The following is a 15,557-nucleotide window of genomic DNA, read 5'->3' as shown; positions in this document are numbered from 1 at the left end:
TGTCAATTTAAGTATATCAATCCTTTTGATAAATTATCACCAAAAATTAAAGATAGAAATTTATTCCTTTTTCTTTACAAATTGATTTCATCTTAATGGCTAATTCTTTCGCATTCTCAATCGATTCTTCTACAGGAACTTCAATTCCTTCTGCAATGAACTGGTTCGTTTTTAAATCACCTACAATAGCAACCATATTCAAAATATTGTCCGAAACAACAGCATGTGCAGCCAAAGGAAATTTACATCCCCCTTCTATTTCGGCCATAAATGCCCGTTCGGCTTTAACTGCAATTTCGGTATCGCGATGATTCACTTTTTGAAGTATTGCAATTGTTTCAGGATCGTTACTCCGGCACTCAATTGCAATTGCACCTTGTCCTATGGCAGGAATGCATAAATCAATATCCAGGAGCAAATTCTCGTCATATTCTTTACTCATACGGTTTAAACCCGCAGCAGCCAAAATAATTGCATCGTATTCACCATCCATTAGTTTTTGAAAACGACTATCAATGTTTCCTCTGATTTCTTTAAACTCGATATCCTTACGGAGATTAGCAAATTGAACCCTTCTTCTTGGACTTCCGGTTCCTAATACAAATCCTTCCGGCATATCTTCGATGGAACTTCCGTTACGGGTCAAAAAAACATCACGTGCATCTTCACGTTCGGGAAAAGCTGCCAACTGCAAACCTTCAGGGTGTGCGCTCGGAACATCTTTTAAACTATGAATTGCAATATCAGCTTCATTTTCCAACAAAGCATGTTCCAACTCCTTTACAAACACACCAGTACCACCAAACTCTGTTAAAGAACGATTTAATACCCGGTCCCCCTGAGTGCTAAACTTTTTCACTTCGAATTCAATTTCAGGATTGGCATTTCTCAGTAATTCCACAGTTTGCATGGTTTGCGTGTAAGCAAGCAAACTAGGACGGGTGGCAACAACTATTTTCATTTTAGAAATCATAGTCTTATGTTTTCAGGAAGTTTATAAATTTAATATTAGCTAAAATAAAAAAGCCATATAAAACAAGGTTTATATAGCTTTTTATCGAAAGCCTGCAAAGCTTTACGAATCCAAATCTTTAAAAATCATATCTATTGTTTCCATTGGACTGGATTGCTTTTTGTGATGATCTTTTAAGTGATTGATACATGCTCTGGCAATCTTATTCACAATGTTACTGGTGATGTGCTCCACTTTTTTCAGTTCATCATCAGTCAATTTATTTTTGTGATAATCCAACTCTTTCCGTTGAACTTTCTGTAAATTTTCTTTTAAAGCAATAATTACAGGAGACAAGTATTTCACCTCAAGCCAGCTGTAAAATTCACTTATCGATCCATAAATTATACCTTCTGCCTGCGGAATGCAATCTTTTCTTTGCTGAATGGCATCTGAGATATGTTTCGATAGTTCATCAACAGTAATCACCAAAACGTGATCCAACTTATCTATTTCAGGATGAACATTTCTAGGAACAGAAAGATCCAAAATCAATTTGCATTGATCACTCCCATTAAAATGTTCCGGTAACAAGGTAGGTTGCGGAGCTCCGGTAGCTACTATAATAACCTCAGCCTTTTCTACCTCTTCAATTAATTTACTAACAGATTGGTACTTTACATTAAATTTATCCGCAAGTGCCTCAGCTTTGGCCTCAGTTCTGTTTATTAAAGTCAACGAGCGGTTGTTCATGTGCTTCAGTAAGTTACCACAAGTATCCTTCCCTATATCGCCGGTTCCGTACAACAAAAAACTGCACGATTCCAAAGTTGAAACCTTATCCTTAATATACTGAACTGCTGCATGAGAAACAGAAGCGGCTCCTTTACTTATTTCGGTATTTGTTTTTATTTTTTTACTTGCCTGAAAGGCAAATGAAAACAAGCGATTTAAAAATGGGTTCACCATACCCATTTCTTCTGCTAACTGAACGGCATTTTTGACTTGTCCAACAATTTGAAAATCCCCAATAATCTGAGAATCTAATCCTGAAGTAACCCTATATAAGTGGTGAATACAATCATTACCAAACAAAGTATAACCATGAGAATCAAAATCCTCCCGATTACCTTCGCTGTATTTTAAGAATAAATCAGTAATAAACTCCGATTGGCTTGTGTGAGCATAGATTTCAGTACGATTGCAAGTAGAAAGAACTACGAATCCATCGATTTGATTTTCTTTTGCCTCTTTCAGTAAATTTTCCTGCTGTTCTGCAGTAAATGAAAATTTCCCCCTAACATCAAGAGCTGTTTTCTTATAACTAATTCCTAAAACAAATAATTTCTGTAAATTTTCTCGTATTTGTGACGACATAAAACGAAATTTATTTTGAAACCTACCAAAAATTCATAAATGAAAGTCTGTGTATGCTGTGTCAAATATAAAAGTAATTATTTAAAAATCCTTGTGTTTTCAAATCCTTTACCCTTATTCTACTTAGCACTTTGTCCATTATGGAAAGCTCATAGGCGCTAAAAGGATTTTAATATCTTAAATACCAAAATAATTAGCTTCATATTCATAATTATATATTTCAAAAATATTTAATTGTTCAAATTAAATTTAAATTTGAACACCGATATATTTAGATACAAACACATGAATAAAACGCTTTATAAACAAGAAAAAACCATAAGTATTCTAGGATGCGGTTGGTTAGGCCTACCACTGGCAAAATTTTTAATGAAAAATGCCTGCTCTGTAAAAGGCTCTACTCCAACTCCTGAGAAAATATCCCGCTTGGCGCAAGATGGAATAACTCCTTATCTGATATTCTTTGATCCTGAAATAAATGCTGATTTTGATGCTGATTTTTTTAATTCTGAAATATTGATTGTCAATTTTCCACCCAAGAGAAGAGAAGATATTGAAGAATTTCACCCTAAACAATTTAAAGCATTAATTGAGCAGTTGAATCTTTCCTCTGTAAAAAAGGTGATTTTCATTAGTTCAACATCGGTATATGCAAATTTAAACAGACTTGTTACTGAAGAGGATAACCAAATTCCGGAAAAGAATAGTGGCAAAGCCTTACGTATTGTTGAGAAGATGCTTCTTTCACAACAAAATTTTCAAACCAGTATCATCCGATTTGGAGGTTTAATTGGCTATGATCGTAAACCTGGACGTTTTTTTTCAAAAATGAAAAATGCTGTTGAAGGTGACACTCCTGTTAATTTAATCCATCAGGATGATTGCATTAACATCATATCGCATTTGATAGAAAATAATTTATGGGGAGAAATTTACAATGCTTGTTGTCCCAAACATCCTAGTCGCAAGGAATTTTATGAGGAGGCAGCAAAAAAAGGAGGTTTTGAATCACCAAAATTTGTCTCGAACCAAAGCCCGTATAAAATTATCAGCTCTGCTAAATTGGAAAAAACGCATTATAAATTTAAATTCTCAAACCCAATTGATGCATTAATCTAGATTGTCTGATTGTAATGTTTCAGCTGCATTTTAAATCATTCGTCAATTAATTTAATTGATAAGTGGAATGAATTTTCTTAAAAAAAATCAATTTGTTTAATTTTAACTAATCAACTAAGAGGTGCACTTACTATTTATATTAAAAAAAGATATAATCACCCTGTATTTTCAACCTGTAATCAATTAATTGTAAGCTTGTTTATTCTTTTTATTTAATTTAGAATTAACAACATATCCACACATAATGATATATTTACTAATAAAGCAGTCTATAAAAAATTACGTTAGCTGGAAAAATTCTTTTGACCAATTTCAGGAATACCGTAAAGTTGGAGGCGAACTTTCGTGCGAAATATACCAAGCTAATGGAAAACAAAACGAGCATATTATTCTTTCTCAATGGAAAAATGAAGAAAGTGCTCTTGAATTTCTTCAATCGCAATCATTTGAAATGATTAAAGAGTTAGGAGAGGAAGAACCGGTGGCAATTCACTTTCTCCCACCAAAAGCTGTTTGATAAGCAACTTCATAATAAATCATCAACCCTAACGATTAGGTTCGAATTAATTTTGAACAGTAAATCTTTTGTCAGTAAGGCTAGCTTCTCAGCAAAATCTTCTTCGTAAATATTGTTTTCCAAACAATCAAGAGTCTCTTTTATTTGATACAAATTACTTTCACCTCCGTTAAAGTTACGGTACAATTCCAATGCCTGAATCTCAATTATTCCGGCATTAGAATGTATATTAACAGGTACAAACACATTTATATCTCCAGGGAAAATCTTTTCTAATTCTTCTCCCACCTTACTTAAGTAAGAATTTAAAACATCAATGATATCTTCTAAACAAGCAGGTTCGCTTAAACCGATGCAATCATCAATCTCTCTTATTGACTCTATGTAATGAGCGCTCATAAGAATCAAGTACTCCTCTATTTTCTCTATTTGAAGGTCTTGAATTCTTGGTTGAATTCTATAAAACTCAATAATATTCAAAATGGATTCGTATGAATCGGATGTACTGTTATTCAACTTATATCGATTAAAATTTACTATTCAACACCGTTTAAAGATAAAAGTGTCGTTTCAAAAAACTGAGGTCCCAGCTTACCCAAAATATTTCCGGCCAATTGAGCATTGCCCTCAATACCTAGTATCGCATACCCTTTTTGTCCTCTTTGTCCCAGTTTTAAATCAATTACATTGATATTTTGGGAAGCCAATGCCGAAAGCAAAATTAGTAAGATTCCTGCAGTATTGTTATGGATAGAAAGAATCATTTGTTTACTGATTGCAATGGGTAAATTCACTCCGTCAACTTCCAGTAAATAATTCTTATTTTTATCCAATTGCTGCATTTCCAGTATATCTCCTACCCTAATTTCGATAAAACTATCTCCCCCTGTTCCTTTCACAAACTCAACAGCTTCATGAACAGAATCATCATCTCCCGAAAGGGTTAAAAAAGCCGTTGCAGTGCCATCATTATTGGAATTTAAGTATGCCGTTTCAACATTGATCTCCTCCGATGCCAAAGCATTAAATATCATCGACAACACACCCGGTTTATCTTTATGATGTGAGAACAATCCTTTTACCTTCTCCTTTTGATTTTGAGGAATTGTATTGCTTATAGTGATGGATTTATTTCCTTTTCGTATACGTATCGCTTCAAATTCGCCCAAAGAAGTCGAATTTTTATGATGCTCCAAGAATGTTCTAAAAGTTCCTCCGAAAGAAAATTTTGGAATTCGTCGTTGCTTGCTATCCTCAAAACGAAGATTTAACATCTCAATTCCCAAGTTCATTACCTTGTATTCTTCCTCCTTAAAAGCCTGATTCCGCAAAGGTCTTTTCTCAGGAATGCACTTCGAAAAACTCAGATAATGCTTGTATCCGGCATCATGAGCATAATGGATACCTGTTTCATGATGATTACCTAAATTTTGCAATGTATGAGTATCAGTACCTAATGCAATTGGGATATCAAGTTGCTTTGCTCTCTTCAAAATTGAGATATCAGGATAAATTCCACAACCTTTATTTATTCCAGCCAGATTTACATCCAATGCAAGATTATATTCGCTGATCATTTCCAGTAAAAACCGCATTCTACGAGCCAGAAAATGATCTGAGGTATCTAACTCCAGCAGAGGTTGAGGAATCGGGGCAAACAATTTTGGTAAATCTATATGACCAACAACCTGAATCATTTCCCAGGTAGAATCAACCATCTCAATCAATTCTTCGATGTATCCACCCCAATAATTTTCCAATCCACCTCTCAGTTTAATCAGTTCTTCAGTTTCCTCTATCGAACCATCATATGGAATTCCTTCCCGGGAAAAATGTAATGAACCTATCACAAAATCAGCATCTTGTGCCTGAAAAATTTTCGAACGGTTCCATTGCATTCCCAAATCAGGTCCTAACCATTCCAGTTCAATCCCAAAACGAATATTAATTCGATTCCCATATTTCAACTTTAGCTGTTCAATCTGATTTGGATAATTAAAATAGGCATTATCACCCCTTATAAACTTAACTCCCAACCGCTTCTCTGCAGCATACCTGTATCTGGTTAAACGTGGCGTGTGTATTATAAATGCAATATTTGGATGACCTTTTGCTATGGCTAATTCAGTGATTTTATCCAATTCGTCAACTCCATGTTTCACATGATCGTTACCTGTTCCGGTGTGTATTCCGTGAGTCTCCCAAATAAAATATTCGGGTGTGGCAATATTATTTTGCGGCATTTATCTTTCTCTTTGTGGTTAATAGTTGAGTAAAAATAATCATTTGCACACAAAGTAAAGGTGAATTATTCTAAATTCTTTTTAGAGTTTTTAATCAGATATATTTTCTCTTATTGAAGTGTTCACAAAATAAATATGACTCCTGTTTCTTCTTCATTACTCATTAGAAAGCAAACCAAGCTTATTTAAATTTTAGAAAACGTTTTAACCTTAAAAAACGTCTTCTTAGCCACCGGTATAATGGCTTTACCAAGTCAATGGCCGGAGTAAGAGTAATCCATTTCTTTGTAATTTGAATTGTATCGAAACGTTGCAATATTCCAATTAAATCATTGGCAATTTCTTTGTAGCATCTCCTTTTATAACGATTCATTCCATAGGTTACATGATCCGGCGAGTATACAAACTTTCGTATATCAAGAAGGTAACAATTGGGAGTTTGTTCTATAAATTGATCCAAAGCAAGATTCATTATCCGGCTCCGCTCTATATCATAACTTTCCCATTCTGCCGAAAATTCAACTTCTGATCCATTCATGAAAATAATTGGAATATGTAATGGAATTCCGGCGCGAATACTTGAAAGGTTTCTTCTAAAATCGTTAATTGATATTTTACCTCTATGCACAAAATTCTCAGAAAAGAATTGAAGGAATTCTTTACTTATCCCAATATGATTTCTTTCCCTGCAGTTTTTTATAAATTTAGCCCAATTGTTATGATTTGTGATATTAATGTTATTTCCACCAAACGGAATTTTTAAATCCAATTTTTTGTGTTCATACATCTCCTGCGTAAAATCCATTATCAGGCTATAAACAAAAACGTTGTATGTATCAGTGAAAACACTGGAACGATAAGATTTACAATCAATAAACGGTAGTTTTTTCACCAAATAGTTAACTTGTTCTTTTGACATTTCTCGGCTGTCAATCAGCATTTGAGTATGTTCCCTGTTTATGATAAAATTATTTTTCCCGGTATAATTCGATTCTCTTATTACGTTGCAATCATAGTCCTGAAGATAAAAAAGCATCTGAAATAAGTCGCACTCGCCTTTAAACAATATTTTGCATTTCGATATATCATTCTTATTTTCAGATAGGTGAGTGCTTACTCGGGCTTTATCAATCACAGAAACCCAATCGGGTTTGGATAAATTTAGAGGAATGGCCACATCAGGAACAATATTAATTTTAGGAAAATTCAATGAAGAATAAACGAACTGCTCAATCCCCAGATTGATTATTCGGCACGAAAACACAAAGTGCTCCAATTCATTCTTTAACTGATCGACAGCATAAAATCCTACAAATCCATAATCACCATATTTATCGATTACTTTTATTAATTTTTTCTCAAGTTTATGATTTTCGATTAAACTTTTGACCTCTTTGCAGTCCAATCTTTTTTTTGTGTAATTTAATTGATTGGTTCTATTTAAAATCTCAAAAAGCCTTTCGGTATGATCGGTTAAATCATCAATATATTGAATGCGAATACCAGATGCTTTTAGAAATTCCTCATTGCTGTTAATCTCGATTTTATCAACATCCTTACGTTCCAAAATTTTATAATGCTTCAATCTGCTATGAGAAGAATCGTCTTTCCCCGTAAAAGCCGGGTGATTTTTAATTTCGCATATAAAAGATGGTAATTTCGCGCAGATTCCTTTATTATAAAATTTCGCTTCCTCCAAATTCATGTGATTATCGTCTAAAAACAAGACATTAACTGATCTTAACTGACATTTTTCTATCACTCGCTGCACCAGCTTTCCTTTGGCTTCCCAAGCGATAACCGGGAATACAAAATAGTCCCAAATCCCAATTTCCTGAAGTTTTAATTTAGCTTCGGCAAAATTATTTTTGGAGACAATGCTATTCATTATTCCTCTATCGGTTAACCACCTGACCAAATTGATATTTTCCGGTATACTATTCACATCCTCTTCAGAAAGAGTTCCTTTCCAAAAGGTTTCATCAAGATCCCAAATAACAAGTTTAATACTCTCCTCCATTATCAATTGCTTTCTGAATTACTACCAATTAAATGATTAGGGTGAGGCGGATTTTTTATGAATAAAACACTTAACAATATTCGAAGAGGCAAGAAATATATTGTTTTCTACAAATTACAAAAAACTGCTGGACTTATCAAAATATAAAGCTCTGACCAGCATTAATACTATTCAGTGTATGAAAAAAATGGCTGACAAATAAAATATCAAACCTGAAAAAATCAGATTGTTATCGGATCCTATCATAAAAAAGACCTGTAATAACAGGTCTCTTAAAAAAATAGTTTTTGTTAATATTTAGATCTTTCCCTTCGGAAGATAATTATCTTTATAATACCCGCTTTGATAACCAAAATCTTTTACATCTACACCATTAGCTCTAAAATCATTTAAAAGAATCGTAACATTTTTCACCGACCCTTTATCCACTAATTTATTGATGTAATTTACATGTTCCTTCCGACTGAAATGATGACGAAGTACAAACAAATTAAGATCTGCATATTTGCCTGACAACAAACCATCTGTGACAACAGAAACCGGTGCACTATCCAATATGATATAATTATATTGAATTCTTGCTTTTTCCATAAATCCTTTAAATTTACCGTTAGCCAGAAGTTCTGCCGGATTTAAAGGTACCGGCCCGGCAGGAATGAAACTTAGATTTTCAAATTTTGTCTGGAAAATAATATCATCAAAAGCATCCTCACCCTTTAAATAACTGCTCATTCCATTCGATCGAATACTGCCAAACACCCTATTTAATCCTGGTTTTCTCATATCTGCCTCAACCAGTAAAACCTTTTCATTATTCATAGCCAAAATGGCAGCTAAATTTAAACTTACAAATGATTTTCCTTCTCCAGGCATAACAGATTGCACTGATATGACCTTTTGTTTATTTTCTGCAAGAAGATTTTCCAAATCAGTTCTAAGGCTTCGAAACGATTCTGTTATTCCCGAACGCGGACGGTTGCAAACCAAAAAATCTTTACGATGCCTATTGTGGGAAATCACCCCCAAAACCGGAAGAGAAGTCTCCCTTTCCAGTTCGTAAATGCTGCCTATGGTATTGCTAAAATAATCCCTTGTTTTTATAAAAATAAATGGCATTGAAATTCCAATTAAGAATCCAATAATTAGATTTAAAATGGTTTTCGGTCCTACTTGGTTGGTTGACATTAAACTTGCCCGATCCAAGATTTGAGAATTGGGAACATTGGAAGCAATGGTAATTTCTGCTTCAGCTCTCTTTTTTAAAAGAAAAGTATACAAATCATTATTCAGATCGTATCTTCTTTTGAAATTAATGAATTTTTGCTCCATTTTGGGTAATCGAACCAATTTACTTTTTACACCACTCATCTGTCGGGCGATACTGCTTAAATCATTTTCTGTGTTTACTAATAAATTTTGCAGATTTTCTTTCAAACTTTGTTTTGTATGCCTGATCTCCTTCTCCAGCACCAACATATTGGGTTCATTTTGCTTTACACTATATGATAATATCTCTTTCTTACCATATAGTTCTCCTAACTTCAAAACCAAATTGTTCAACCCCGGATCCGTAATATCAACTACAGAAGGGGACAAAATTGAATTATTTACTAATTCATTGCCAAAATCCTGCTGAAGATGATGTTCAACTTTTGAAAATTGAACGCTGTTATTTATGTATTGATTTAAATTCCTAATGTAATTTAACTTCCTTTCTGACAGGGCATATTCCTCTTCCAACCTTTTTAAATCAGCCATTGCCAAATCGGCCTCTCTTTCAAGATTTGAACTCTGATTTTTAGATTGAAAATCACTGAATAAATGGCCGGTTTGTTCTAACGAATCCACCACTCCTTCCAGCTGCATATCAATAAACCGAATTGTATTTTTAGATATTTTATTCTTTTCTGATAAACAAAATTCAATATATTCTTCACTTAATTCATTTAAAAAGTCTACGATCCTCTGTGCTGTTATTCCTTTCAGTTCCAATTCTATTAAATTTCCTTTTAAATCCTCCAGCGTTACATTTAGATTATCAGCATACTGAACACTAAGATTTTCCATGTTATTAAAAACAAAAAAGAACTCTGCCTCTAAAGGCACAATAACATCGTTGTTTTTTTCCAATACAAAACTAAAATGCTCGTTTTCGAAAGGAACTCCAAATTTACCCTTTGCTTCAAAATATGATATTTCAGAACTTTCCAAAATTGTATTATCAGACCTGACCATATATTCTTCTTCCGAAATCATTTTAACGAATAAAGGGAAATCATTCGGATTTTCGCGCCTATCAGTTTTGTACACGTAAAAAGGTGCCAAACCGTACAAATCCTGATTAAAGAATGGCATTTTTTGATACCATGAAACATTCCAGTTTAGATTAATTAAAACCTGTTTCGATAACGAGGAAGACTTTAAAACACCTATATGATCCTGAACGTTTATTCCTCTCAAACTACCATCATCATCAAAGAATTCCTTCCCTCTTAAAGCATTGGATTCGTTCTGAACCAATATTGTGCACTTAGCCTGATACTTATGTGGTGAATAAAAAGTATACATTAAACCGCCTCCTAAACCAAGAATTCCAAATATTAGAAACCAATACCATTTGGATACTAATTTGTATTGAAAGGCTTTGATTTGTTGTTTTTCTTCGTTCACCAAATTTTTCAGAAATTCATTTGAACTTGTCATTGGATCATATTCTTTAGGGTAATAAATTCATTAAATAGAATATAAAAAGAACTTCAATAAACAATTGATTGCCGGATAGTTGACCTTGTTATTGAATTGATTTACAATGTGCTTATTTTTAAAATCTTTACATCAAAACACCCGTTAAGTAAATCACTCTGAAAATAAAGCAATAACAAAGCCTTAACGAACTGTTGAATGGTGAGGTAGTCTCAAAAACTAATAATCAGGAAAAAAGATATCAATCTAATAGCTTCGTATTTTTTTGAAAATAATATTTTTGAAGGAAGCTATAAAATATTTTATATCAGTTTGTATGGGATTTTTTAAATAGGATTCAATATATTTTTTTTCTGACTGTTCAATTCCTTCAAGAGTTTCAGGAAGATCCGCATAGAAAGGTGGAATAATTCCAGGTTTTACTTTTAGTCTCAACTTTTGTAATTCGGGTGTGTATAAATTAAAATATGACTTGCTAATCGGACGAACTCCAACCAATTTCATCTCTCCTTTTAGCAGGTTAAAAAGGTTGGGGATTTCATCAATCCAATATTTTCTGAGAATTCTTCCAACAGGTGTTATTCTGCTGTCATTATTGATTTTCCCTCCTTTTGCCAATCGGTTTTTATTTATAAAGGCCTCTTGTAAATATTCTGAAAAAGGAACCATTGTTCTCAATTTGTAAACCAAAATTTCCTTTCCATCTTTACCAATCCGTTTCATTTTAAACAGCAAACCATAAGAAGAATATTTATCAAAAAAAGGTGCTTTCAGTTTTTCAGCTACCAAATAAACATATTCTCCGGCACTATATTTATTTACTAATTCGTAGCCACTGGCATATAGCCGACCAATTACTTCAAGTTCTCTTAATGATCTATTTTTACCTTTTGTTAGATTCAAATAGAAATTACGGGTAATGCTGAGTTTGGGAAACACCCTGCGGAAAACAAAGTAGGTTGCATATACCAGTTTATTTAATGGAAATGGATAACGGGTAAGTATTCTTCTTTCCACCTTTTCCTGTGGTTTAAGGCGACAAATAAAGATACCTCCCTTTTCAAGTTTACAATTAGCGGCTCCAAAAAACTCATTAATACTAATTAGATTATTGATAGGTTCTACACTCACCAACAACTGAAAATTTACTCCTCTCAATTTGCTGATATCTTTTGAACTTATTAGAACATGTCTGGAAGTAAAACGACAAAAATATCTGCTTATAAACTCAAACTCTTTCTGACCTAATTTCTGGGAAAGATCAATGAAATCGCTAGGTAAGATAACAAAACCGGACTGTTTCTGCGCCGATTCTATCCTTTGTCCTGTACTTTCCAAGCTGCTAATAGCATCAGACTCTTTCTTCATAACATAAAATATTGATACACAACAATAGATCATTAAACATTAGATTGATTTACAATGTGCTTATTTCCCAATCTTTACATAGAAATACTCATTAGACAAACCTCTCTAAAAATCAAACTGTTACAAAGCATAGACGAACTTTTGTGAATAAAACAATTATGTAATTAAGACTTTTTTCCGTCTGAAATTAATTAGTGCCCACTTTATAGGATTTTTAATATTTTGGAAAATTAACTCCTTGCACCAATCAATATTTAAATGATTCCAACGCTGCGGATGAAATGTAATCATTATTTTAGGTGGCAATACATTTTGATTTAATGCATCAATAAGGTCAAACGAGCTTTTAAATACCATGCCTTTTTCTCGCCAATACTTCTGTTGTCCGTTAATTTTATCTCTTATGCTAAAATTAAAACCATCCCAGCGTCTGCCGGTATCCGTAAGGTAAAAAACAGTACTAAAATCAAGATCAAAATAAGGTTCTCCAATAATGTTAAAATCGGAATATTGGTACTTTCCCCACAAATTTTTATTATCATATCTAGAAGTGGGAGCGCCGTGCATACAAATTGTTTCTACTGGAACCAATTGACGTAAACTAGTTAATTGCGTTTCGAAATCTTTCAGCCCATAATTAAGTATTTGATTAATATCATGGTACGATTTAAGTTTTTTGACCACCCTTGACAAATTCTCATAATGATAGCCAATTTCGTGTCCTAAATTATTAATTTGCTTTATTTCGTCCTCATCCCAACCTTTTTTCCGAGATCTAAAATAATAACTGCCTGAAATCCCGATGTCGGACTGAATGCGTGCAAATTCAAGTGAATTAGCTGGCAATCTATCCACATCATGCCTCAAAATAACCACTCTATCTTTGGGGTTCTTGAGATATGCTGAGAAAGTCTGAAAATGATAATTATTATCTATAAATCCTTTCAGTAATTTCTTATAAGTATCAAATGTAAAGTCTAGCTGCAAAATATTTTAATATTACAATCCATTAAATCAGATTCTCAATTGAACTTCTGCAAAGAAGCGGTTTTAATCCACATTGCTTAAAGCAAAGGAACTATCACCTACTTGAATGATATTTTTTTCCATAAATAGAACCCAAACTTCGCAATGAAAAATAGTATTGGACGGTTAATTTTTTCATACCTCCCTATATTACAGGTCTGTCCTCCAAATTTCATTTTATTTACCCGCACGCCATAAGGGACATGAGGACTACCAGCTCCGGCAAAATCATAAACAGTATAGCCATTTTCTTTTCCCCACAACATTACTTCCCAATTAATCAGGTCGTTGGCGCATTTTGGGTAATACTTACTAAGAGCTCCTGCATAAGAAATATAAAGCACATTTTTATAGGCCAATACATAACGAAAAGCTATTGTTTCTTTGTCCCATTTAGCAGCAAATACTAAAAATCTTGGTTCTACATCTAAATTCCTCTGCCATTTTTTAAAGAAGTCAATATCTGGATATGGCAATTGAATTCTCTTGTATAGCTGCTGTAGAATCGAATATGTGGCAGTTAAATCTCCATGCGGACTTTCCAATTCAACTCTCACGCCCTCGCGGTAAGCTTTATTTATACTCTTTCGTTTTTCCCTGTTAATATTTTTCCAAATAACTTCTTCCGATTGTTCCAGATCCAATAGTATATTCAGATGATCTTGATACCTGTAACCACATTGCAGGAAAACCGATTTGTAATTCGATGTATCAGCCCAATTCCGAATTTGAATTATCAGAGCTTTAGTTTGAATCTTTTCATTGAATTTTGTCAAGATCTGATTCAGCACCTCCCCATCTTCATTATCAATTAATGGAGCCCCTCTAATAATTGCACGATTGGCTAGAATTCCTGGAACTCCTTTTATTTCCTTTTGGATTACTGCTAACAGAACCCCGCTTATTTTTCCATTCTTACGTGCAGCAATCAAAATTGGAGTAAAGCCTTCTGCTTGCTCAAATACGTCATACATTTGCGGCGTTTGGAATACATTCCCATGCAAGTTATTTCGAACAAAATCGCTCCAGGATTTTCTATCGATCATTGAAGAATCAGTGATGATTTCAAGATCTTCGGCTACCTTACCAAGAGACTCCTGTTCCGTTGTGTTGAATGTCATTTAAATAAATTTCTTGAATATGGTTTTGTATTCTTCCGCAATATTCTTCCATAAATAACTCTTTTGCAATCGATCATACGCTTTTAGGGCAAAAATCTTCATTTCATCAGGATGATACGATGCATACTTAATTTTCTCTGAAAGATCCATTGCATCTTTTACCTTAAAAAACAGAACTTCCTCATCGTTAAAAACATCTCTGTTCTCTGGAATATCAGAACAAATTATTGGAACCTTAAGAGCCGCAACTTCCAATAACATCATCGACATGGATTCATTCTCAGAAGAAAACACAAAAAATTTACTGCTGCATATGATTTTAAACAGCTTTTTCTTCTCCTTGATTAATCCTGTAAAAAGAATGTTGCCTACTTTTTTCTGCAATTGCAGCAACTTTTTTTCGTAATCTAAATTTTGCTTTAAATCGCCCATAATTACAGCGCTTTCTCTTTTTTCGAGTAAATCCATTGCCTCCAGAAATGTGTGGCAACCTTTATCCGGTAACATTCTTCCTGCTGCAAAAGAGATATACTCTTCCTTTTTTGCTGTAATTTCAATTTCGGAATTTATCCCGTTTGGAATGTATTTCACCTTTTCAGAGGATATCAGTTTCTCAACTTTTCTTTGATCTTTTAATGAAACAGTAGTAATAAAATTGGCGTACTTAAGAAAGTGCCGATCTTCAAAATCAAAAAAAAGTTTGTATCGCATCCATTTGGATGTCAGAACCATTCCATGCGTTGTCACTACCACAGGATAGCGCAATTTGAGAAGAGGAATCACAAAACTGGCATCGCGATGATGTAAATGAATCAAATCATATTTTCGAAACAAAAGCGCATCCAAGGCAGACCGAACGTAATAAAAAAGAGAATTAATGCTTCCGAAAGGCAACTTACGAATCACAATTTGAAAACTTTTTTGATAACATCCTGATTTCAAATTGGTATGGGAACTAACTGAATAGATTGTAAAATCAAAATCATTAGCCAGCTGAGCAATAATATTCTCTCCTACCGCTGCCGCTCCTCCATAAGCTGGAAGCCCTTTTAATCCGATAACACCAATTTTGAATTTATCAACTTTTTTCATGAAACACAGATACCGGAAA

Annotated in this window: 12 protein-coding genes; 2 read left to right on the top strand and 10 right to left on the bottom strand. The window is 33.7% G+C overall.

Going from position 1 to position 15,557, the window contains the following annotated elements; all coding sequences use genetic code 11:
• Positions 1-46: 46 nt before the first annotated feature.
• Positions 47-973: a hydroxymethylbilane synthase gene (gene hemC, locus ACY0M5_RS12400; protein WP_461629353.1), complete on the bottom strand. Its 927-nt coding sequence runs from the start codon at positions 971-973 to the stop codon at positions 47-49.
• A gap of 102 nt (positions 974-1,075) precedes the next feature.
• Positions 1,076-2,329, bottom strand: a complete 1,254-nt coding sequence (gene hemA / locus ACY0M5_RS12395) for a glutamyl-tRNA reductase (RefSeq protein WP_124991640.1) — start codon at positions 2,327-2,329, stop codon at positions 1,076-1,078.
• A 285-nt stretch (positions 2,330-2,614) separates the two neighbouring features.
• On the opposite strand from hemA, the gene ACY0M5_RS12390 reads away from it, so the two are divergent.
• Both ACY0M5_RS12390 and ACY0M5_RS12385 read left to right on the top strand, forming a co-directional pair.
• A complete protein-coding gene (locus ACY0M5_RS12390; protein WP_461629352.1) occupies positions 2,615-3,448 on the top strand; it encodes a Rossmann-fold NAD(P)-binding domain-containing protein in 834 nt (277 codons plus the stop codon).
• 244 nt (positions 3,449-3,692) lie between these two features.
• Positions 3,693-3,965, top strand: a complete 273-nt coding sequence (locus ACY0M5_RS12385) for a hypothetical protein (protein WP_124991638.1) — start codon at positions 3,693-3,695, stop codon at positions 3,963-3,965.
• A gap of 9 nt (positions 3,966-3,974) precedes the next feature.
• Here the strand turns inward: ACY0M5_RS12385 and ACY0M5_RS12380 are convergent, their stop codons facing one another.
• The 8 genes from ACY0M5_RS12380 to ACY0M5_RS12345 all read right to left on the bottom strand — a co-directional run bounded on the left by ACY0M5_RS12380 (position 3,975) and on the right by ACY0M5_RS12345 (position 15,538).
• On the bottom strand, positions 3,975-4,481 hold the full coding sequence (locus ACY0M5_RS12380; protein WP_461629351.1) for a hypothetical protein: 507 nt from the start codon (positions 4,479-4,481) through the stop codon (positions 3,975-3,977).
• 20 nt (positions 4,482-4,501) lie between these two features.
• The gene (locus tag ACY0M5_RS12375) at positions 4,502-6,208 is read right to left on the bottom strand and encodes a histidinol-phosphatase HisJ family protein (RefSeq protein WP_124991636.1); all 1,707 of its coding nucleotides are present in this window, start codon (positions 6,206-6,208) and stop codon (positions 4,502-4,504) included.
• A 181-nt stretch (positions 6,209-6,389) separates the two neighbouring features.
• Positions 6,390-8,228 (bottom strand): hypothetical protein, encoded by a 1,839-nt coding sequence (locus ACY0M5_RS12370; protein ID WP_461629350.1) that lies wholly within the window; start codon positions 8,226-8,228, stop codon positions 6,390-6,392.
• 297 nt (positions 8,229-8,525) lie between these two features.
• Complete coding sequence (locus ACY0M5_RS12365; protein ID WP_461629349.1) at positions 8,526-10,931, bottom strand: GumC family protein; 2,406 nt, start codon at positions 10,929-10,931, stop codon at positions 8,526-8,528.
• 246 nt (positions 10,932-11,177) lie between these two features.
• The gene (locus tag ACY0M5_RS12360) at positions 11,178-12,299 is read right to left on the bottom strand and encodes a sugar transferase (RefSeq protein WP_461629348.1); all 1,122 of its coding nucleotides are present in this window, start codon (positions 12,297-12,299) and stop codon (positions 11,178-11,180) included.
• 156 nt (positions 12,300-12,455) lie between these two features.
• The gene (locus ACY0M5_RS12355; protein ID WP_461629347.1) at positions 12,456-13,286 is read right to left on the bottom strand and encodes a hypothetical protein; all 831 of its coding nucleotides are present in this window, start codon (positions 13,284-13,286) and stop codon (positions 12,456-12,458) included.
• A 98-nt stretch (positions 13,287-13,384) separates the two neighbouring features.
• On the bottom strand, positions 13,385-14,446 hold the full coding sequence (locus ACY0M5_RS12350; protein ID WP_461629346.1) for a lipid II:glycine glycyltransferase FemX: 1,062 nt from the start codon (positions 14,444-14,446) through the stop codon (positions 13,385-13,387).
• Positions 14,447-15,538, bottom strand: coding sequence for a glycosyltransferase family 4 protein (locus tag ACY0M5_RS12345; protein ID WP_461629345.1), 1,092 nt, complete (start codon positions 15,536-15,538; stop codon positions 14,447-14,449). It abuts the gene before it with no gap.
• Positions 15,539-15,557 lie beyond the last annotated feature (19 nt).

The sequence above is a fragment of the Labilibaculum euxinicum genome (assembly GCF_963678175.1).
Lineage (GTDB): Bacteria > Bacteroidota > Bacteroidia > Bacteroidales > Marinifilaceae > Labilibaculum > Labilibaculum euxinus.
The sequence above is the reverse complement of the archived record's forward strand: the minus strand, read 5'-3'. Positions and strand labels throughout refer to the sequence as shown.

Coding starts and splice junctions, on each gene's coding strand:
- ACY0M5_RS12385 (WP_124991638.1), top strand. CDS start 3,693: ATGATATATTTACTAATAAAGCAGTCTATAAAAAATTACGTTAGCTGG.
- ACY0M5_RS12390 (WP_461629352.1), top strand. CDS start 2,615: ATGAATAAAACGCTTTATAAACAAGAAAAAACCATAAGTATTCTAGGA.
- ACY0M5_RS12370 (WP_461629350.1), bottom strand. CDS start 8,228: ATGGAGGAGAGTATTAAACTTGTTATTTGGGATCTTGATGAAACCTTT.
- ACY0M5_RS12365 (WP_461629349.1), bottom strand. CDS start 10,931: ATGACAAGTTCAAATGAATTTCTGAAAAATTTGGTGAACGAAGAAAAA.
- ACY0M5_RS12375 (WP_124991636.1), bottom strand. CDS start 6,208: ATGCCGCAAAATAATATTGCCACACCCGAATATTTTATTTGGGAGACT.
- ACY0M5_RS12360 (WP_461629348.1), bottom strand. CDS start 12,299: ATGAAGAAAGAGTCTGATGCTATTAGCAGCTTGGAAAGTACAGGACAA.
- hemC (WP_461629353.1), bottom strand. CDS start 973: ATGATTTCTAAAATGAAAATAGTTGTTGCCACCCGTCCTAGTTTGCTT.
- ACY0M5_RS12345 (WP_461629345.1), bottom strand. CDS start 15,538: ATGAAAAAAGTTGATAAATTCAAAATTGGTGTTATCGGATTAAAAGGG.
- hemA (WP_124991640.1), bottom strand. CDS start 2,329: ATGTCGTCACAAATACGAGAAAATTTACAGAAATTATTTGTTTTAGGA.
- ACY0M5_RS12350 (WP_461629346.1), bottom strand. CDS start 14,446: ATGACATTCAACACAACGGAACAGGAGTCTCTTGGTAAGGTAGCCGAA.